The organism is Peribacillus sp. N1 (assembly GCF_054600815.1).
On the sequence record NZ_BAAHZO010000003.1, the window covers coordinates 483,913 to 503,289 of the forward strand.

Annotated in this window: 15 protein-coding genes; 2 read left to right on the plus strand and 13 right to left on the minus strand. The window is 40.4% G+C overall.

Going from position 1 to position 19,377, the window contains the following annotated elements; genetic code table 11:
* Positions 1 to 811 precede the first annotated feature (811 nt).
* Complete coding sequence (locus tag ACYP5M_RS15290; protein WP_459735216.1) at positions 812 to 3,004, minus strand: DNA topoisomerase III; 2,193 nt, start codon at positions 3,002 to 3,004, stop codon at positions 812 to 814.
* A 233-nt stretch (positions 3,005 to 3,237) separates the two neighbouring features.
* On the opposite strand from ACYP5M_RS15290, the gene ACYP5M_RS15295 reads away from it, so the two are divergent.
* A complete protein-coding gene (locus ACYP5M_RS15295) occupies positions 3,238 to 4,788 on the plus strand; it encodes an ABC-F family ATP-binding cassette domain-containing protein (protein WP_034316019.1) in 1,551 nt (516 codons plus the stop codon).
* A gap of 107 nt (positions 4,789 to 4,895) precedes the next feature.
* Here the strand turns inward: ACYP5M_RS15295 and ACYP5M_RS15300 are convergent, their stop codons facing one another.
* The 3 genes from ACYP5M_RS15300 to ACYP5M_RS15310 are packed head-to-tail and all read right to left on the minus strand — an operon-like array spanning position 4,896 to position 8,690.
* Positions 4,896 to 6,083, minus strand: a complete 1,188-nt coding sequence (locus ACYP5M_RS15300) for a class I SAM-dependent methyltransferase (RefSeq protein ID WP_459735217.1) — start codon at positions 6,081 to 6,083, stop codon at positions 4,896 to 4,898.
* 33 nt (positions 6,084 to 6,116) lie between these two features.
* On the minus strand, positions 6,117 to 7,025 hold the full coding sequence (locus ACYP5M_RS15305; RefSeq protein ID WP_459735218.1) for a phosphotransferase: 909 nt from the start codon (positions 7,023 to 7,025) through the stop codon (positions 6,117 to 6,119).
* 15 nt (positions 7,026 to 7,040) lie between these two features.
* On the minus strand, positions 7,041 to 8,690 hold the full coding sequence (locus tag ACYP5M_RS15310) for a DEAD/DEAH box helicase (protein WP_459735219.1): 1,650 nt from the start codon (positions 8,688 to 8,690) through the stop codon (positions 7,041 to 7,043).
* A 295-nt stretch (positions 8,691 to 8,985) separates the two neighbouring features.
* Here ACYP5M_RS15310 and ACYP5M_RS15315 point away from each other — a divergent pair, with 295 nt between their 5' ends.
* Entirely contained in the window at positions 8,986 to 10,278 is a 1,293-nt protein-coding gene (locus ACYP5M_RS15315) for an NCS2 family permease (protein WP_101223911.1), read from the plus strand.
* A gap of 84 nt (positions 10,279 to 10,362) precedes the next feature.
* On the opposite strand, the gene ACYP5M_RS15320 is transcribed toward ACYP5M_RS15315, so the two are convergent.
* The 9 genes from ACYP5M_RS15320 to ACYP5M_RS15360 all read right to left on the minus strand — a co-directional run bounded on the left by ACYP5M_RS15320 (position 10,363) and on the right by ACYP5M_RS15360 (position 19,335).
* Positions 10,363 to 10,899, minus strand: coding sequence for a serine O-acetyltransferase (locus ACYP5M_RS15320; protein WP_402943184.1), 537 nt, complete (start codon positions 10,897 to 10,899; stop codon positions 10,363 to 10,365).
* Positions 10,900 to 10,909: 10 nt separating this feature from the next.
* Complete coding sequence (locus tag ACYP5M_RS15325) at positions 10,910 to 12,031, minus strand: glycosyltransferase family protein (protein WP_459735220.1); 1,122 nt, start codon at positions 12,029 to 12,031, stop codon at positions 10,910 to 10,912.
* Positions 12,028 to 13,311, minus strand: a complete 1,284-nt coding sequence (locus ACYP5M_RS15330) for a hypothetical protein (protein ID WP_459735221.1) — start codon at positions 13,309 to 13,311, stop codon at positions 12,028 to 12,030. Before ACYP5M_RS15330 ends, ACYP5M_RS15325 begins: the two co-directional genes overlap by 4 nt.
* Positions 13,308 to 14,579 (minus strand): oligosaccharide flippase family protein, encoded by a 1,272-nt coding sequence (locus tag ACYP5M_RS15335; protein ID WP_459735222.1) that lies wholly within the window; start codon positions 14,577 to 14,579, stop codon positions 13,308 to 13,310. The genes ACYP5M_RS15330 and ACYP5M_RS15335 overlap by 4 nt, the downstream gene beginning before the upstream one ends.
* Before the next feature lie 34 nt (positions 14,580 to 14,613).
* On the minus strand, positions 14,614 to 15,345 hold the full coding sequence (locus tag ACYP5M_RS15340) for a WbqC family protein (protein ID WP_434168193.1): 732 nt from the start codon (positions 15,343 to 15,345) through the stop codon (positions 14,614 to 14,616).
* On the minus strand, positions 15,346 to 15,972 hold the full coding sequence (locus ACYP5M_RS15345) for a PIG-L deacetylase family protein (protein WP_459735223.1): 627 nt from the start codon (positions 15,970 to 15,972) through the stop codon (positions 15,346 to 15,348).
* A complete protein-coding gene (locus ACYP5M_RS15350; RefSeq protein WP_434168195.1) occupies positions 15,972 to 16,949 on the minus strand; it encodes a Gfo/Idh/MocA family protein in 978 nt (325 codons plus the stop codon). The genes ACYP5M_RS15345 and ACYP5M_RS15350 overlap by 1 nt, the downstream gene beginning before the upstream one ends.
* Positions 16,939 to 18,063, minus strand: coding sequence for a DegT/DnrJ/EryC1/StrS family aminotransferase (locus ACYP5M_RS15355; protein WP_230176061.1), 1,125 nt, complete (start codon positions 18,061 to 18,063; stop codon positions 16,939 to 16,941). The genes ACYP5M_RS15350 and ACYP5M_RS15355 overlap by 11 nt, the downstream gene beginning before the upstream one ends.
* 99 nt (positions 18,064 to 18,162) lie before the next feature.
* Positions 18,163 to 19,335 (minus strand): glycosyltransferase family 4 protein, encoded by a 1,173-nt coding sequence (locus ACYP5M_RS15360; RefSeq protein WP_434168196.1) that lies wholly within the window; start codon positions 19,333 to 19,335, stop codon positions 18,163 to 18,165.
* Positions 19,336 to 19,377 lie beyond the last annotated feature (42 nt).

Consider the following 19,377-nt stretch of genomic DNA (forward strand, 5'->3'; position numbering starts at 1 on the left):
TTCTTTAATTTTCACAAGTACGGATTTTTTTTCCAACTTTTCAACCAAGGCCCCTTACAGAAAATGTCGTTGCCTGGGCACGAAGCCTACAGCAGAACGTTACTTTATGAAAAAACGTCAGTCCACCATGGGGCATTATGGATATTTGGAAGCAGACGCAAACTCGTCATGTTACAACTTGTTATTTAAAAACATAATCATGTTTTTTTAAAAATATATGTTTTATCCTGTCCCATCCGGGTATATAAATACTGTAAGACATTCTCACCAAAGGAGATGATAGTGCATGATGAGTACAATCAGAAGCCAATGGAACAAAGAGAATGACGCAGCGGTGTTTAGTCCCGGTGATCAGCGTTAGAATCAATTGAAGAGTTGGATGATAATCAAATATGGGAATTACTAGTCTTCTCATCCAAAGGAGGAGGATACGATCATGAGTATTTACAGCCTATGGAATCCAGAGAATGATGAAGCAATTTTCAGTCCGGGTGATCAGAAGCCATTCAGTACGCTCATACGAGTAGATTCGGATAAACACACACACTGACAAAACACTTGAATATGAATTACATGGCACCGTACTGAATGAAATTTAACAGATGCAGCGATATATGGAAAGGGATGGAGCGAGCGCTCCATCCCTTTCTGCCGTCTTTTTCTTTTATATCAATTTTGCGTTCATAAAGCTACAACCTTGTTGTCTGGAAAGACGGGCCTGCCGACAAGGAAATTTCCCCATACCGCCATGCAATTAACTCCATAAAAAAGAGCCCTTCACCTTGGAACTAAAAGTGAAGGACTCTTTCTTTTATTTATCGAATTTCAGTTTTGCCAAGGCATCCGCCAATGCAGTATTGATCGGCTCTTCTTTATTTTGCTTTTTTATATAATTGGATACTTCATTTTTGGATACTTTTTGATTCTTATTTTGCCCTTTTCGTTTATTGTAAGAAGAAAGTTTTTCGTGAAAACCGCATTTACAGGTGAATGTCTGTGCTTCTCCTTGACCGCGCATTTCCATCTTTTTGTGACATTGTGGGCATCTGGCATTTGTTACACGTGAAACACTTTTTTTGTGGCCGCATTCACGATCTTGGCAGACGAGCATTTTACCCTTTTTACTATTCACTTCTAGCATCAGCTTGCCGCAATCAGGGCATTTCGTTCCTGACACGTTATCATGCTTGAATTTTTGGTCACTATTTTTGATTTCAAAAACGATATTTTTGGCATAAGCGCGCATATCGCCGATGAAGGCCTGTTTTGGAAGCTTCCCTTTTGCTATCGCATTTAACTTTTGCTCCCATTGGGCTGTCAAAGCTGGAGATTGCAAGTCTTCAGGTGCCAATTGAAGAAGTTGTTTTCCTTTCGAGGTGACATGAAGGCCCTTTCCTCTCTTCTCGATCAGGAAGCTATTGAACAATTTTTCAATAACGTCAGCCCGCGTTGCCACAGTTCCAATCCCGCCAGTTTCACCAAGAGTCTTAATGAGCTCTTTGCTTTCCCCTGCCATGAAACGTGCAGGATTCTCCATCGCCGAAAGAAGCGACCCTTCATTGAATGGTTCCGGCGGTTTCGTTTCACCCTCTGTTTGTTTCACAGTTGAAATGGTTAAACTGTCACCTTTTTGAACATTCGGAAGCAGTTGCTCAGCAAGGCCATCCTTAGCTTCTTCCTCATCGAATTGGTGATCATAGACTTCCTTCCATCCTGATTTCAGGACGACCTTCCCTTTTGCCATGAACGTTTCCTGCCCCATTTTTGCGGTGATGGTCGTTTGTTCATATTCAAAAGGCGGCATCAATACAGCAAGGAACCTTTTAACGACCAAATCATAGATTTTCAATTCTTTGTCGCTCAGTTTTCCCGGCAGCGGCGTTTGCTCAGTGGGGATGATTGCATGGTGATCAGAAACCTTGCTATCGTCCACGAACGATTTATTGGTTTTAATCGGGCTGCGCAGAATCCTAGATGCATACTGGGCATATGGTTTAATGCTTACAGCCTGTAATCTTTCTTTTAGCGTATCAACCAAATCCGTTGATAAAAAGCGTGAATCCGTCCTTGGATAAGTCAAGACCTTATGGCTTTCATATAAGCGCTGCATGATCGATAACGTCTCTTTCGCCGAATAGCCGAATTTCTTATTGGCGTCCCGTTGAAGTTCTGTTAGATCATATAATGAAGGGGCAAAACTTTTCTTATGTGCCTTGTTCACTTCAACCACTTCTGCACTTTTCCCCTTAACGGCTGCAAGAACCTCTTCTGCCTTGGTTTTATCGAATGTGCGGATATCTTTTGATTGGGCATCTTGCCAGATCAGGCGCAAATTGGATTCTGCAATTGCCGAAACGCCATAAAATTTCTTAGGCTGGAACTGTTTTATTTCCTCTTCTTTTTTTGCAATCATCGCAAGTGTCGGCGTTTGGACCCTCCCGCAGGATAACTGGGCATTATGCTTCGTTGTTAGGGCACGTGTCGCGTTCATCCCAACGATCCAGTCCGCTTCCGCCCTTGCTACAGCAGAGGCAAATAGGTTTTCATACTCCTTGCCATCCTTCAGATTTTTGAATCCATCTTTGATCGCTTTATCCGTTACAGAGGAAATCCAAAGCCGTTTGACCGGCTTCTTCACATTCGCTTTTTCGAGAATCCAGCGTGCAACAAGTTCCCCTTCACGGCCTGCATCCGTTGCAATGATGACATCCTTGACATCATTGCGATTTAATTGTGTTTTAACCGATTGAAATTGTTTGCCTGATTGCTTGATCACGACCAATTTCAAAGCAGGCGGCAGCATGGGCAGGTCCTCAAGGCGCCAAGTTTTATATTTTTCATCATAAGATTCCGGATCTGCATGGGTGACCAAATGACCTAGTGCCCAAGTGACGATATACTGATCTCCTTCAAAAAAGCCATTACCCTTTTTCCCGCAATTCAGTACTTTTGCTATATCTCTGCCGACCGAAGGTTTCTCGGCCAGTACGACTGTTTTACTCATAATAACATCCTTTCGCTTTTAAACTGGTTCCTCCATTATCTCATATAATTTAAGACAGGGCGATAATGCACGGCATGGCATTGGATCCATTGGTTCACATTAAGGATTACCCTTCGAGGGGCTCCCTGTACCCACATATATGTAAATTAATAGATTAGATAGCATTCCCGTGCAGATTTTAGTATGATGAAACGTAGGGATTTTTTCAAATTAATTGGGAGGTTCAATATAAAATGAGCTTACTTTCTATAGATAAATTAGCACACAGCTTTGGCGACCGTACCTTATTCAAGGATGTCTCGTTCCGCCTGATGGCCGGCGAACATGTTGGTCTGGTCGGGGCAAATGGTGTCGGGAAATCAACGATGATGAATATCATTACAGGGCAACTTATCCATGATGATGGACGGGTCGAATGGACACCTGGTGTCGAATATGGCTATCTTGATCAACATACGATACTTTCAAAAGGTAAATCGATTCGCGACGTCTTACGGGATGCATACTTACCTTTATTCGAGCAGGAAAAAGCACTGAATGAAGTTACAGAGAAAATGGGTACTGCCACTCCGGAGGAACTTGAAGAACTCTTGGAACAAATGGGTGAAATCCAGGACAAGCTGGAAGCCGGCGGTTTTTACAATCTGGATATTAAAATTGAAGAAGCGGCACGCGGTTTAGGGTTGGATGCAATAGGTTTGGACCGTGATGTCTCTGCCCTAAGCGGCGGACAACGGACAAAGGTTTTACTAGCCAAGCTACTTTTGGAACAGCCTGAAGTACTGCTCCTTGATGAACCGACGAACTACTTGGATGTGGAGCATATCCGCTGGCTGAGCAGCTACTTAAAGGAATATCCTAATGCATTCTTATTAATTTCGCATGATACCGAGTTCATGAACGGCGTCGTCGACGTCATCTTCCATCTTGAATTTTCTAAATTGACCCGTTACACGGCAACTTATGAAAAATTCCTTGAGCTGGCTGAATTGAATAAAAACCAACATATTAACGCCTATGAAAAACAGCGCGAATTCATTAAAAAGCAAGAAGATTTCATTGCAAAGAATAAAGCACGCTATTCAACGACCGGACGGGCAAAGAGCCGTCAAAAGCAATTGAATCGCATGGAACGCATCGATCGTCCGGAAACTGCAATGAAACCTACCTTTGACTTTAAAGAGTCACGTGCGAGCAGCCGTTATGTCTTTGAAGGTGAAGATCTAGAAATCGGATATGACCGCCCATTGCTTCCGAAGTTGTCCATGACCATCGAGCGGGGAGAAAAAATTGCCGTGGTCGGCTGTAACGGAGTTGGTAAATCCACTCTATTAAAAACGATTTTGGGTAAAATCGATCCTCTAGGCGGTAAAAGATCACTTGGCGATTTCCTTTTTTCTTCGTATTTTGAACAAGAAGTGAAAGCAGGCGATACGACGCCGATCGATGAAGTATGGAATGCATTTCCGCATCTGGACCAACCGCAGGTACGTGCGATTCTTGCCCGTGTCGGTTTGAAAAATGAGCACATTACACGTCCGATGAGCCATCTAAGCGGTGGAGAACAAGCTAAAGTGCGCCTATGTAAACTCATGCTTACCGAAAGCAATTGGCTGTTATTCGATGAACCGACGAACCATTTGGATGTCGTTGCAAAAGAAGAACTGAAACGTGCATTGAAAGAGTATAAAGGAACGATTGTCCTCGTATGCCATGAACCTGATTTCTATGAAGATTGGGTTACCAAAGTATGGGATGTAGAAGAGTGGTCGGCCCAAAATTAATCTTTTTCGGGGATGTCGCAGAAGCGGCATCCTCTTTATTAAGGAATAAATAAAAAAGCTGACTGAAAAGGCTCCTTCAGTCAGCTTTCATTTCCTCATCATGCAGCTTAAACTCGTTCCGCCACCAAGGTATATGTTTTCGGAAGCCCAATATCATGGATTTTATGATTCGGTTCTTCCTCGAGCACTTTAATAACGAGCCCTGATTGACCTATTGACGTTATAAGTTCCCCGATTGTCCATTTACGCTGTACAACTCTTGAAAGGCTCCCTTTTTCCTCATCCGGCATATGCTTCGAAAAAGCGACCTCATTATTTTCGATTGCCGGAGCGAAATAGTTGCCTGTGACTTTGTGTTTTTTACCATTTGAAGTAATGAGCTTTGTTGAAATCGGGTGAAATTCATGCAGTACGAATCGGCCTCCAGGTTTCAGCATCATTTTAATTTTTTCAAATAACGGCTGCAGATCTATTAAGTAATGAAGTACACCGAGCTCCATTAAAACCAAATCCTGATTCCCCGATTCATGCTCGGATGATAGCGAAAGGACATCCGAAACTATATACTCGATGGAGACTTTGGCGCCACTTGCCAGCTTATTTGCAAACATTGCGTTTTCCTGGGAAAAATCAACGACTTTCACTTCTGCTCCCAATATGGCCAGTGCAACTGCCTTAACACCGTTCGATCCCATCAAATGAGTGATTTTTTTGCCGGATATTTCCCCCATATATTTATAAAAAGGGTGCAGTCTCCATTTTGGGTTCTGTTTGATTTTTGATGCCAATTCAACGGGATCTCCATAACGATTGACAAGCGCTAAATAATTATTCTGGTTCCACGCCTGTTCATTTTCCGCTGTGAACCCCTTCTGCTCGGCTGATAAGTAAGCATGAATCTCGGCACTGAACTTTCTCATTTCTTCTTCGTATAAATAACTGTATAACGACCTGCACCAAACCTCCATATCCCCCATCTTTATGGATAAACGATAAGGGTCCGTTTTAATGGTCGTGTTAAACCGGCAGCGAACAGTGACAGAAATCCCCTCGACATCCATTAGAAAGAATGCAGTCTCAGGACTTCTTTCAGGCTTTGTTGGCGCGTATTCGGAAAAAAGATCCAAAGCCTCATTAAAGACATCCCATTGTACATCCATGTCGATTTTCTTATATTCATCGATATCCACTCCTTGTACGAAAAGAGCAGATCGACCTGAATATTGGTAGGGAATATTAGCTTGATCCAATATGTTCGCCATTAATGTGATTGTTTGATAATAACTTGCCTTCATATGTACCTCCTAAACATCAAAAGAGCATGACAATTATTCTTCTATAGCAAATTCCAAACCGGTACTCGTAATGGCAATCAGCTCTTCATCGTGGCGATCTATGCCATAAACGAGTAATGTAACAAGCATATATATGGCTCTGAACCGGGCTAGGCTTTCTGTTTCCTTTTCGATTTCACCATAGATTTCAAAAAAAACCCTGCGCACCTCTTTTGGGAAATAACTGTATAAAAAGGAGAAATCAATGGCTGGATTCCCGATATGAACATCTCCCCAATCAATAACACCTGCGAGAACGCCTTCGTCATCAAGTAAAACATTCCGGATATGAATGTCTCCGTGAACGAGTGAAATCGGATGCTGAACGTCCAATTCACGTAAGGTTTCAACAAAATCCTTAACTGCATGCGCCTGTTCAAAGTATCCTAGGTTTATTAGATTCGAGACATTTTCCATAAGTGATTTCTTTCGATAGGGTACATCAAGCCTCATCATCCCATCAGGCTGCACACCTAAACGCATAGCCCTTTCGACAGGGATACTGTGAAGAACCTTCAAAAAGCGGGCAAATCTTTTTGCCGATTCGACCTTATTTGCTTTTGTTCCTTCTACAGGCAAGTGTCCCTTCACCATTTTATAACCGGTAAAAGGATAAGGATACAAAGTGCTTGGTTTCCCAAAAAAGATTGGTTCAGGGATAGCAAGCGGAAAAGTGCCTGCAATGGAAGGCAAAAGCTGATTTTCCACTTGAATCAACGTAACTGCAATAGGGCGGCGGGGAAAACGGAATACAAATTGCCCATTGATTTGTATGACCGTGTTATCGAAACCCTCCCCAAGTTGCTTGATTTCTTTCAACTCAATTTCCGGAAACTGCAGCATGATCAATTTCCCTGCCAGATCCAGAGAAACTGGATATTCTGCCAACCAAGGCTTGTTCACTCCCGTCTCCCCCTTTTACCGGTTTCTCCCTCTATTGGGGCTGCTGCCAGATCCACCTCTGCGATTACTCGCCCCTTGTGTACTAGTTGATCTACGGCCGTCTCTTTGACCTCCTCGTGGATTGTCACGCTTTTGTCCACGGCTGTCTTCCGAGCGGCCACTCCGCGGATTCTCTCGCCTTAGTCCACGGCTGTTTTCCGAACGGCCTCCCCGTGAATCCTCACGTATAGGTCCGCGGCCGTTTTCCGAACGAACTCCCCGTGAATCCTCACGTATAGGTCCGCGGCCGTTTTCCGAACGAACTCCCCGTGAATCCTCACGTATAGGCCCGCGGCTGTTTTCCATCCGGCCTCCACGTGGTTTCTCCCTCTCGACTTCACGATTGTCCGCTTGATTTACAGAACGGTGACTGCCCCGATTCGGTCCTCTCGTATCTATCCGTTCCCGATGTTTCCTTCCCCCTCCCGAACGCGGGCGGCGGGTACCCTCATCGGAAGAGTCATCATGACGCTTCCTTTTTTGCCTCACCTCATCGGGTTGGAACATTTTCACTCCTTCAATCGTCCTTCTTTCGATTTTCATGGATATCCCTTTTTCAATATCGCTTAAAAGCTGAAGATCCTTCGTTGCTATGAAGGTTACAGCCAAGCCGTTCTCACCCGCTCTGCCCGTCCGGCCAATTCGGTGGATGTAACTTTCTGCATCCTCGGGAACATCATAATTAAACACATGGGTCACGCCTTCTACATCAAGCCCTCGTGCAGCAACGTCCGTTGCCACTAAATATTGAAGCTTTGCGTCTCTGAAGTTTTTCATCACACGTTCCCGCTTTGCCTGTGAAAGGTCACCATGAAGCTCTTCAGAATTGAATCCAGCTGCCTTCAGGGCATCATTCAAAACCGAAACACGCCGTTTTGTACGGCAAAATATGATCGCAAGGTATGGCTGTTCTTCTTTGATCATGTTGATTAATGAAGATTGTTTGGCACGATCGGTCGTCTCGATGACAAGCTGCCTGATTTTCTCGACCGTTACTTGCTCTGCCTTCACAGCGGCAGTTAATGGTTTAGTCATGTAGCGTTTTGCCAATTGATGCACCTGTTCAGGCATCGTTGCTGAAAAGAGCAGCGTTTGGCGCTCATCTGGAAGCTGTCCCATGATCTCTTCCACTTCTGGTAAAAACCCAATATGAAGCATTTGATCAGCTTCATCAAGCACAAGTGTTTGAGTTTGTGAGAGATCAATGGTGCCTCTTCGTAAATGATCTAATAACCTTCCTGGCGTGGCGACCACCACGGAGATGTTTCTTGTCAGCTTTTTCATTTGCTGCTCGACATCCTGTCCGCCATAAACTGCAAGCACTTGAAGTCCCTCGATTTCATCAGCGAATTTTTTCAATTCAGCAGTGATTTGCAAAGCCAATTCCCTGGTTGGCGTGACGATCAATGATTGTATGTGGGATGCGGCGGGATCGGCCTTTTCCAAGATTGGCAGCAAAAATGCCAAAGTCTTCCCCGTTCCCGTCTGCGCCTTCGCGATGACATCCCTTCCAGCAAGGATATCTGGTATCGATTTCTCCTGAATCGGGGTAGGGGCGGATATTCCTATTTGCTTTAATATGTTATTAATCGCCGGGCTGACGCCAAGGTCGATGAATTCTGTCATGTATGGGCCTACTTTCTGAATTTCTTCATTTAATTGACTGATAAATCCACTTTAATGGTAACAGCTTCTTTCACTTCATGTCATTATCCTTAGTCTAAGCTATTTGTTAGTATATCATTATCTATTTTCGAGAAAACCTGTACCTTAAAATTTTTCATGCTATTGTACTTTAGTTATTTTTCTAATATAATTTATAAGATTTATTTTCATCGAGCTACTTACTTGAAAAAGGGTAAGCATCTCCTCCTTGTAGATTTTTGCAAGGATTTTTTGCATAGAAAAAAGGAGTGACCGCATGTTTAAATTAAAAGAACGGAATTCAAATATTAAGACGGAAGTACTTGCGGGGCTTACAACCTTTTTAACACTGGCTTATATCATCGTTGTAAACCCCATGATCCTTTCTGATGCCGGTGTTCCATTCGACCAGGCATTCACAGCAACCATAATCGCAATAATAGTCGGTACCCTATGCATGGCCCTTTTAGCCAATTACCCAATTGTCATAGCACCGGCAATGGGATTGAATGCTTATTTTGCATACTCGGTATTGGGAACCCATGATATCTCATACACAGTTGCTTTCTCTGCAGTCTTTGTTACAGGCATCATCTTTATCCTTTTATCCCTAACCTCTTTCCGTTCAAAATTGATCGAGGCCATACCAAATAACTTGAAACATGCTATCAGTGCCGGAATCGGGCTTTTCATCACCTTCATCGGACTGCGTTTGTCAGGTGTCGTCACACAGCATGAATCCAACCTGGTTACCCTTGGAAGCTTCAGGGATCCCAGCGTGGCGCTTACATTGGTTGGTTTGGTCATAACGATCGTACTGATCGTTCGCAATGTGCAGGGAGCGATATTCATCGGAATGATCGTGACTGCCATAATCGCTTTCTTTACAGGCCAATTGGAAATTAACGGCCTGGTTTCCACCCCTTCATTACCTGAAGGCATTATAGTCGCCAATCCCATCACATCTATCGCCGATGTCATTAACTACGGGCTATATGGCGTCGTCTTCTCCATATTGCTTGTAATGCTATTTGATACGACCGGTGCTTTATTAGGAATTGTCCGTCAAGCTGGATTGCTGAAGGAGAACAAGCTTGAAAAATCCGGCAGTGCCTTCTTTGCAGATTCCGTCGGCACTACTGTCGGTGCCATGTTCGGTACAAGCCCGACCGCTGCCTCGGTTGAATCATCAGCTGGTGTAGGAGCGGGCGGCAAGACAGGTTTAACCGCTTTGGTAGTGGCCATCCTTTTCTTGATAACAGCCTTCTTCAGTCCATTGATAGGAGCTGTCTCAAATGTAGCGGCAATCACGGCACCTAGCTTGATCATCGTGGGAAGCATGATGATTAAGAGCATTAATGAAATTGACTGGACACACTTTGATGAATCATTCCCAGCCTTTTTGGTCATTGTCGCCATGCCTTTGACATCAAGCATCGCCAACGGGATAGCACTCGGATTCATCGCCTACCCCATTTTAAAAATGGCAAGAGGCAAATTCCGTGAAGTGCATCCGTTCGTGTACATGTTTGCTGCCCTATTTCTTTATCAACTGATTTTCCTGGCTTGATCATCTCATGAAGGGCACCATGGGATAATAAAAAGGAGTGTTCAATTAGGCTAATTGAACACTCCTTTATTTGTTTACGTGCAATTATTTTATAACGTTTTCTTTCTGCTTACCTTTAATCACACTTGGCACCCCAACCGCCGTGCAATTATCGGGAACGGATGTCAAAACAACTGCATTTGCCCCCACTTTCGAATTCGTGCCAATTCGGATGCCGCCCAATATTTTAGCGCCCACTCCAATATATGCATAATCACAAACCTCAGGAGCTTTTCTGATTTCTTTACTTTGCCCGAACGTTACTTGATGCAATATTGTAACATGATCCCCTATTTTAGTAAACGGATTTATTATAATGCCTTTAGCTCCATGTGGGAGATGCAATTTTTTTCCTATTTGAGATTGCGCAGGAAATTCACAGTTCATGAAGAGTCTTATAATTAACAAATCTATCATGCGGTACAAAATCCATAATACTTGTTTTAAGATTGGAACGTTCACTTTATAGTAAATTATATTGCCTATCCGGTAAACAAACATGACGATTATTCCATGGATTCCGCCCAATCTCCCCCAGTTACTAATAAATGCCAATTTATTTATCCATTTAAATAATCCCATAGCAAACCTCCTAGGAGCATGAATTTAATTCATCAAACAGAGATAGTAGTTTTTCCTTTTCATTCTCCCAATTATATTCTTGTCTATATGCAGCTTTTCCTCGTTTCCCCATGTTTGCGGATTCCTCAGGGGATTCCAGTAAATAAACCGCTTTTTGAACCATATCATCCATGTTTGCTACATCGGCCGACACTCCACAGTTCCATTTATCCATTACATCTTGAATAAGAAAATCAGAAACCATAAATGGAATGCCAGCGGCCATATATTCAAAACACTTTGTTGTTTTACCACCCATGAAATTAGGATCAGGAACTAAAAATGCCATGCCTGCATGTGCTTTCTGGATGGATTCGAATGCTTTATCAAAGGCCATTACACCCTCTAGACTGATATAATCTTCCAAGCCGTTGTCCAGGATGAAAGTTTTCAATTTTTCGATGTATCCTTCACTGCCCGTTCCAATGATCTTCATATGAAACACTTTCTTTAATTCTACTAATCTTTTTGCAAGAATCAGCATGGTTTCCCCGCCACGTATATCAGAGATGCTTCCTAGGTAGATAAAGGTGAAAACATCTTCTTTTCCTTTGTTTTCTTTCATTTCGGGAATTTTCGGGTAATTGTAAACATCTGTTGTTGGACAAGTTAAGAACTGATAATCCTCTTTATACGTCATTTCTGCAAACACGACCCCGCTGCATGCACTTAGCAATCGTTTCTCCAAATGACGATATATACTCAATGCAATTCCGGGTATTTTTTTTCTCATAAGGACCTTTGGTACATTTTCATGCATGTCATAAACAATGACTGGATGATAACGGGGAATTCTCCTTATGAAGCTCATTAAAATCAGCAGCTCCGGATCATGAAACTGAATCACATCAGGTTTATCCTTCTTAATCTTCCGGTACAGGGCAGTCCAATTTAACATACGCCCTTTCCTGGATTTCTTAGGCAACAGTTCAACTTCTATATTTGCAGGTATATGATCAGGGATTAGGTCACTTTCAATCGCTATATGCTTCACCTTGTACATTCCTGTTTCTCCAAAAGAAAAGGCTTGCCGAAAATAAATCCTCGTATCATTCCATGGGTGCACCGAACTAATATTATAAAATAACTTCATCTGTTATCTCCCTTTTGTAAATCTGACCCTAACAATAAATACATGATAACGAAAGTAAAAAACATCCCGCCTGTCACAAACGTTGTTGTAAGCGCAGTATCCGCTAAACACCATGCAGGTACAACAAACAGGATTATGCCGACACCTTGCCACTTTTCATTTTGCGTCAAGCTATCATAAAACCATAATATCGCTGCCAAGATCACTGTATAAACCAAGAATCCAATATAACCGAAATTAGCAAAAGCATCGGCGAACATATTGGCATTGGCAGCCATTTCAGGTCGGCCAAAGTACTCTGTACCGATAATATATGGCGGACTCTTGTCATAAACAGGATCTATGAATTTTTCTAAAATGCTATACGACAGCAAGGCTTTTGGATGAGTTGAAAAGAAGTCTACATAATAGGTTGTCAGCAAGCCCGGTGTGATGATCATCCTTCTGGCAAATAAATTAGAAAAATATGCCTGATCAAGGATAAAATCAAGAAAAATGCTGATGCCTAACAGCGAACAAAGACTTATACAAAAAAGTATGGAAAAATCCCTTCCCTTCTTCCGAAAAGCAATGAATACAATGATTAATAATCCAGTCGATAAAAGAGTGGACTTCAAGCCATTGACGGTGTACAAAAGGTATTGCAGCCCTAGTCCGATAACCACATAGGTATATTTTTTATTGCATAAGCCAATGGTCACGATTAATGGATTACATACTTTTGCAAGCCACTGTATAATATAGCCTGCAAGAGGGGTTAGTTTCGTTCGAAAGGCCATTCGCTTATCATAGATATCCTCGGAATTTATAGGAGGTTTTAGACTAATTCCGCCCGAAACTTTGAAGATGTAAAGAAAAAAAATCAATAATGTTATAACAAAAATGATTTTTAATAGACCGAGATTAACATTAGGAGGTGTAATCTTCATGGCTGGCAATCTATTTACATTTCCAATGATAAGTAAACAAAAAAACAAAAGAACATTCGTATATATAAAATCAGGCTGCAGCGTAAATAAATAGTTCGGAACCCATACTACCGGTATATAGACAATAAAATACAAAATCCAGAAAACGAGTTCCGACGGCTTATCCAGTTCCTTTTTTATGAATATGGCTGGCAATATAATAAAAAACATGGAAATTACTATCATGACTGCACTTGGATGTTGCCGATATATATACCCCATATAAGCATATTCAGGGGAAATAAAGTAAACGTAGGATATATCCAGTAACCAGACGTATAATCCTACCAGACCCAGTTGAATCAGCTTCATTTTATTAGATTATCCTCTCGATCTATGGAATGTATCGCCCTATAGCCAAGGAGAGCAAAAAAGTAGTAGCTGGCCCCCATACAAATGCTAAAGTATAAAATGGCTGTTTCAGCTGAACCCCCTGAAATGAATATGACCAGTACTCCAATAGAAGACAGTAACAGCCTTGAAACATCCCATAAGAGCTGAGTCCGTTGTTTTTTGATTAAAAACAATATTTGGGAAACTGGCATGACAATCACTTGACTTAAAAACATAAAAGACATCAATGTCACATATTCACCGGAAACACGCCACTCGCCTCCAAAAACAAAGCTGAAGAGACCGGGTGCCATCCATGCCAAAATTACCATTATCGGCACACCTAACATGGCCGTTTTAGTAATAATGCTCTTATACAAATGTAAAACTCTTCCCGGTTCATTTGAAATGCTTTTTGCCACTTCGGCATAGAATACTGTCGAAATACTCGCTCCCAACAAACTAATGGGTAAACCGATCGTTTTTGTAGCCATGGAAAAATGCCCTGTCACGTCAGGTCCGTATAGACGCATCAATAACAAAAATATGATTTGCATAGATAAGGAACTTAAGAGGGTTGACCATGTGGAGTATTTGGCGAATTTCTCATATTTTTTAAGCAAATAACCGATTCTCCTATAGTTCACTTTTGGCCAATGCATTCGCTTTAAGAAATATCGCCAAATGTACACAAGGGTTATTCCCCGTCCAATCATATCTCCCGCTATTAAACCTATTCCTTGATGATTAATGGATATAAGTGAGAACTGACTTATTACATTGCTAATCGATTGAAGCAGTTTAGAGTGAGTTAACCCTTTAAACTTATCTTCTTTTAACATCCAGTAACTCATCACTTGATAGATTCCAGCAAAAAACAGGCCCATTGAAAGCAAAAAGTCATTCATTATCGAAGCTTCTATACCGTATAATCGAAATAATGATAGATTAAGGAAGCCTAAACCTATATTCAGGATACAAACGACGGCAATCGTAAACATGCTAATGTACATCAAGTGAACCGTATTACTATGTTTTTTTTCTAAAGGAATCGCCTTTTCTAAACAAAGAGATGAAAATGACATGAGAATGGCCAAAAGTGACGTATAGGTTGAAAACACACCAAAATCTTCTGGTGTATATATTCTTGTCAGTATGGGGGAACTTGCGAATAGAATAAGCTGTGCAAGTGAATTCCCTGTTAATAATAAAAGGATTTTATTCATAAATTCATTTTTTATTTTCATATTTTCAACCACGCCACATCTCTATTTTATATACTCATTTAAATTGTTCTGATTTGCCTACATTATCTTCCGTTAACGTTTCTTTTATTTGATCCGCCGGATAGTGCATGATCCAATCTAGAATCGATAAATTTTTTACACATTCTTTTTCATTTTTCACATAATACACGGGATGTATGAACTTTTGATAAACGACTTCAATACCTTCATTATGAAACAATTCTTCTTCCAAATAATCCTTTCCGCTTTTCCCGCTTAAATAGCATGTACCTCCGGTTTGCTTAACTAAGCTGACTAATCTCTCTGTTTTTCCAAAGGAAGTGTTAAAATCATTGGAAAGGTGTGTTTCTCCTTCATAATTTAAATATTTTAAAATCAATTCAAATAAATGAATATTTAAATCGACTAACAAAGCGTGTTCTTTTTGATATGCTTCATCCAACAACGGGAAGAAATCTTGAAAGTGCCGAGTTTTTTTATAAACTTCGGATATTTGCTTCAAATGATTCCTTTTCCATTTTTGATTCGGGGTATGATAACTGATTAATTTTTCATGTAACATTTCAGGCTTTTTTTGAAGCGGTACAGTTAGCCTTGACTCTTTTCCATCAGCACCTAGAATATATGTTTTATTTTGAAAATTACTTGAAGAGTATTTCACATCGGCCAAATATATAAAAACGTCCGATTGGAAAACCTTATGAATCAAACCAATCCAGGGCAGGAAATTGGGCTGGTGAATTGTGACTATCTTCTTTTTTTCCACCTACAAAACCTCTTTTGAAAAAATTAATAGGAATGTCTCCGCGTATTTACAATTCACTTGGGAACCCCTCCAACTGCCGATATGCTCCGCATTCACTAAATAATGCCCCATATACCCGGTTAGCTGTGATTGGAACACGGTAATCATACGTTTTTTATCTTCCATGAAATCTGTAATATCACTATAAATATTCGGGTGAAATTGATTGGCAGCGATGTTATTATTTTGGTTGATTTGTTCGAATTCATATAGTGTAAATTGTTTTTTCCTGAAACAGCTTCTTACCACCTTTGATAACTTTTGATGATCTTGATGACTATCATTCATCCAATGTGTGTAGATTTCGTCTGGTTCCATCTTTTCGATGATATCGTCGAGCTCTTTTATTAATTTATGGAGAGGGATATCCTCAACGTTATTACCCTCACAGTACTTAGAAAACTGTACCTCATATCCGAAATTCTTTGATGACTCCATTGCCTCTTTTTTCCTGACCTCGATATTCGAAGGGATGGAAAATATGATGTTGATAATGTAATGTCCTTGGTTCAACAGCTTACGAACGGTACCGCCCATACTAATTTCGGCATCATCCGGGTGTGCTGTTACTAGCAATATTTTTTTCATCATGTTCCTCCATTTAAAGCTTGTTCAATGATAGATATCGCTTTAAGCGTAATGTTCTTTTGTTCCATGTAGGCCGTTACATTTTTCTTTAAAACCCATTCTGAAAATTCAGTGATTTCATAATGCAAACTGTTATCACTGATAGGTTCACTTATCGTATCTTCATTGTCATTAATGATACTGCGGTAACTTATTGTGCGGATATCGTATAACGAGTGAAAACGCAAGGTTCCGTTCTCTCCGTAAATTTCCGATATTGAATCATTCGTTAAGTTAATTTTTGAAATCAACATCGTTATATTAAAATCTTCATATTCAAAGATGCACGTACCGCCTAAATCAATGTTTTTTACGATCAGTTGTTTAAAATAATAACTTTTAACGGGAACACCAAATAATTGGATGGCCGCATAAATAGGATAAATTCCAATCGTTCTTAATGTCCCGCCACCATGATTATCATCGAAAAGTGGAGCTTTCTCCCCTTTTAATAAGGCCGAATACTGCTTGGAATAGTTTTGGTACTTTAGGGTTGCCCCATGGATCTTCCCTAACTTTTTAATAGCTTTCTTTAAAATTTGAAAGTTGGGTTCATAAATGGATCTAACCGCCTCAAACACAAAAACATTTTGTTTTTCTGCAGCATCGAAAACTCGGTTGGCCTGATCGGCTGTCATGAATGCCGTTTTCTCCACAATAACGTTCTTTCCATGCTCAATGGCAGCCATCGCTTGATCATAATGGGAAGCATTTGGAGTGGCTATATAAACAGTATCCAGCTCATCATCTTCAAACACTTCATTCAGGGATCCATAAACTTTAGAAACTCCTTTTTCTTTTGCAAGCTCCTTGGCAAAATGAAATCTTCTCCCCCAAATTCCCATCACCTCTCCATTTGAACTTTCATTAATGGCATCAATCATGGCACAGCTTATTGGACCTGACCCCACCACTCCAATCCTATTTTTAATCGCCATGTTCCACTGCCTGTTTACATTTCGCTACAATGTATTTCAGATCCTCATCTGACAAATCCAAGTGACATGGCAACGTGAAATGAGATTCACGAAATCTATCGGCATTCGGGAGAGACGCAAGGGGATATTCCTCTAGCAATGTGGGCTGTAAATGTAATGGGACCCCATAACAATGCCCGGTGCTTATATGACACTCGTTTAAATGCTTTTTAAATGTTTCGCATTGCTCTTTGCTTTTAGACATGACGATTATTTTATAAAATGAAGATATATTATGGTCAGATGAAGCTTGGAAGTAAAGACCGTGTTCATGAAAAATCTCATTCAAGTTTTCTTGATAGAAACTGAAGATTTCCTGCCTGACCTGAATCATCCCATAAGCTTCCTGAACTTGCAGATAACCAAGCAATGCATTAAATTCACTAAGAAGCATGTCACCGGATAATACTTGATTGACTGCACCATTTTCATTCCCATGGTGCCTTAACAACTCACAGTATTTGATTAAATCTATATCATCCGATGTAATGACACCGCCTGTTGCACTTGTAACAATTTTAGTGGGGTACATTGAAAAAACCCCAGCAAATCCAATTGTGCCTGCTTTATATCCATTTATAGTGGCACCAAAAGCATGTGAAGCATCTTCGATTAGATAAAGATCATTCTCATCACAAAACTCTTTAATCTCAAAGATGTTATCAGGAATCCTTCCGGCAATATACGTAATTAGGACAACTTTCGTTTTAGGAGTCACGGCGTTCTTCAGGCTATTTAAATCCAAATTGAAATCCTCTAAATTAATGTCACAAAGAACGACCCTTCCTTTCGCATTTTTCACCGCATATACTGGAGAAATGAACGTATTGCTTGGCATGATCACTTCTTTTCCTTCAACATCTAGATATTTTAAAATAATTTCAATGGCGGCCGTTGCACTGGAAAGTGCGACAGCATACTTAGAATCACTGTATTGTCTGACGCTTTCTTCAAATTTCCGAGTATACTCACCTAAAATTAACCTGCCAGAATCCAAAATCCGCTCGATGTTCTTAAGGTATTCCCGTTTTACCCAACCTGTTATCACTGGCTTTGTATTTACGATAGTCTCCATGGAACTCCATCCTTTTTCCAAAATTAGATCTTTCAATAGACCTTAAGTGAGATGCAGACAAATATATCAAATTCTGTATGACCCATTGTTCATGAATATTCAATGATCATTAACAACCAATTCCGACAGTGTTCGCTCCAGTTTTGAAATCAATTTGGTTTTCTCATAATTCAGGGTTAAACGCTTTATATTTTCTTGTATTTTCAGATACATTCGTTTGTCATTTTTCATTGCTTTTACATACTCTATCATCTGTGATTCTTCACTATATTCAAAACCGTGACCTGCATCATATTTTGTCATGACCTCATGCTGCCAGCCTTTATAGTTTATTAATGTTGGTTTTCCGGCTGCCCAAAAATCAAAAAGTTTATTTTGACTATTCCTATCCAATATTTCATTATCACGTACAAAACACAGACCAATATGAGATATGGCCATTAATAAGTACGCTTCTTTTTTAGATACCTGATCCAAGAAAATGACGTTGTTTAATCTTTTGCTCTCTTTCACTTGAATTAAGCGTTCTTTTTCCTTTCCATCACCTACAATTAGATAGACAATATCGGGGTCATCCGTCTTTTCGGCAAGCTGTAAAATATAATCGATATTATTGATAAATCCTAATGTGCCTGCATATAAACAGATAAACTTCGCTTTTAAACCTAATTTATCCAATGCCTCTTCTTTATCTTCGGAACGAATTCGAGAAAAATAGTTTATATCCGCAAAGTTAGTAACCGTAGCAATTTTTTCCCGTTTGACTCCTTTTCTCAATAAATCTTCTTTCATTCCAGGCGAAAGCACGATGATTTTATCAGCTGAAGAATAAATCATGCTTTCTAGCTTCAATAAAATTCCCTTTAACCATTCATGTCTGATGATTCCCAGCTCAATAGGTATATCTGGCCATAAATCCCTTACTTCAAAAACAAATTCGCTGCGCTTCACCTTTGCAAGAAGCATACCTATCAATCCAATTGTCAAAGGGGTCGAGGAAGCATAAACAACGTCTACCTCCTTCTCCTTCACCCCAATAAAAAAACTTTTATACATATAATGAACAAACGATAGTAATCTTTTCAGGTAACTATATTCTTGTTTATATTTAGTTTTGGTTGAGATTATCTTTATTCCCTCTCGCGAATCTATGGAATTCCCGGTGATGATGGTGACTTTATTATTTTTAGAGACTAAAAATTTAGCTATTTCATAAGATCGGGTACTGCCTTTATCGGTATTGAAATATTGATGCAAATAAAGAATCTTCACTTTTCCACTTCCTCTTTTACCCACTGTGATTCAATTTGACTT

What these genes read in the sequence shown, in the direction of transcription:
- ACYP5M_RS15290 (WP_459735216.1), bottom strand. Translation starts at nt 3,004, where the DNA reads ATGAGTAAAACAGTCGTACTGGCCGAGAAACCTTCGGTCGGCAGAGAT.
- ACYP5M_RS15295 (WP_034316019.1), top strand. Translation starts at nt 3,238, where the DNA reads ATGAGCTTACTTTCTATAGATAAATTAGCACACAGCTTTGGCGACCGT.
- ACYP5M_RS15300 (WP_459735217.1), bottom strand. Translation starts at nt 6,083, where the DNA reads ATGAAGGCAAGTTATTATCAAACAATCACATTAATGGCGAACATATTG.
- ACYP5M_RS15310 (WP_459735219.1), bottom strand. Translation starts at nt 8,690, where the DNA reads ATGACAGAATTCATCGACCTTGGCGTCAGCCCGGCGATTAATAACATA.
- ACYP5M_RS15315 (WP_101223911.1), top strand. Translation starts at nt 8,986, where the DNA reads ATGTTTAAATTAAAAGAACGGAATTCAAATATTAAGACGGAAGTACTT.
- ACYP5M_RS15320 (WP_402943184.1), bottom strand. Translation starts at nt 10,899, where the DNA reads ATGGGATTATTTAAATGGATAAATAAATTGGCATTTATTAGTAACTGG.
- ACYP5M_RS15325 (WP_459735220.1), bottom strand. Translation starts at nt 12,031, where the DNA reads ATGAAGTTATTTTATAATATTAGTTCGGTGCACCCATGGAATGATACG.
- ACYP5M_RS15330 (WP_459735221.1), bottom strand. Translation starts at nt 13,311, where the DNA reads ATGAAGCTGATTCAACTGGGTCTGGTAGGATTATACGTCTGGTTACTG.
- ACYP5M_RS15335 (WP_459735222.1), bottom strand. Translation starts at nt 14,579, where the DNA reads ATGAAAATAAAAAATGAATTTATGAATAAAATCCTTTTATTATTAACA.
- ACYP5M_RS15345 (WP_459735223.1), bottom strand. Translation starts at nt 15,972, where the DNA reads ATGAAAAAAATATTGCTAGTAACAGCACACCCGGATGATGCCGAAATT.
- ACYP5M_RS15350 (WP_434168195.1), bottom strand. Translation starts at nt 16,949, where the DNA reads ATGGCGATTAAAAATAGGATTGGAGTGGTGGGGTCAGGTCCAATAAGC.
- ACYP5M_RS15355 (WP_230176061.1), bottom strand. Translation starts at nt 18,063, where the DNA reads ATGGAGACTATCGTAAATACAAAGCCAGTGATAACAGGTTGGGTAAAA.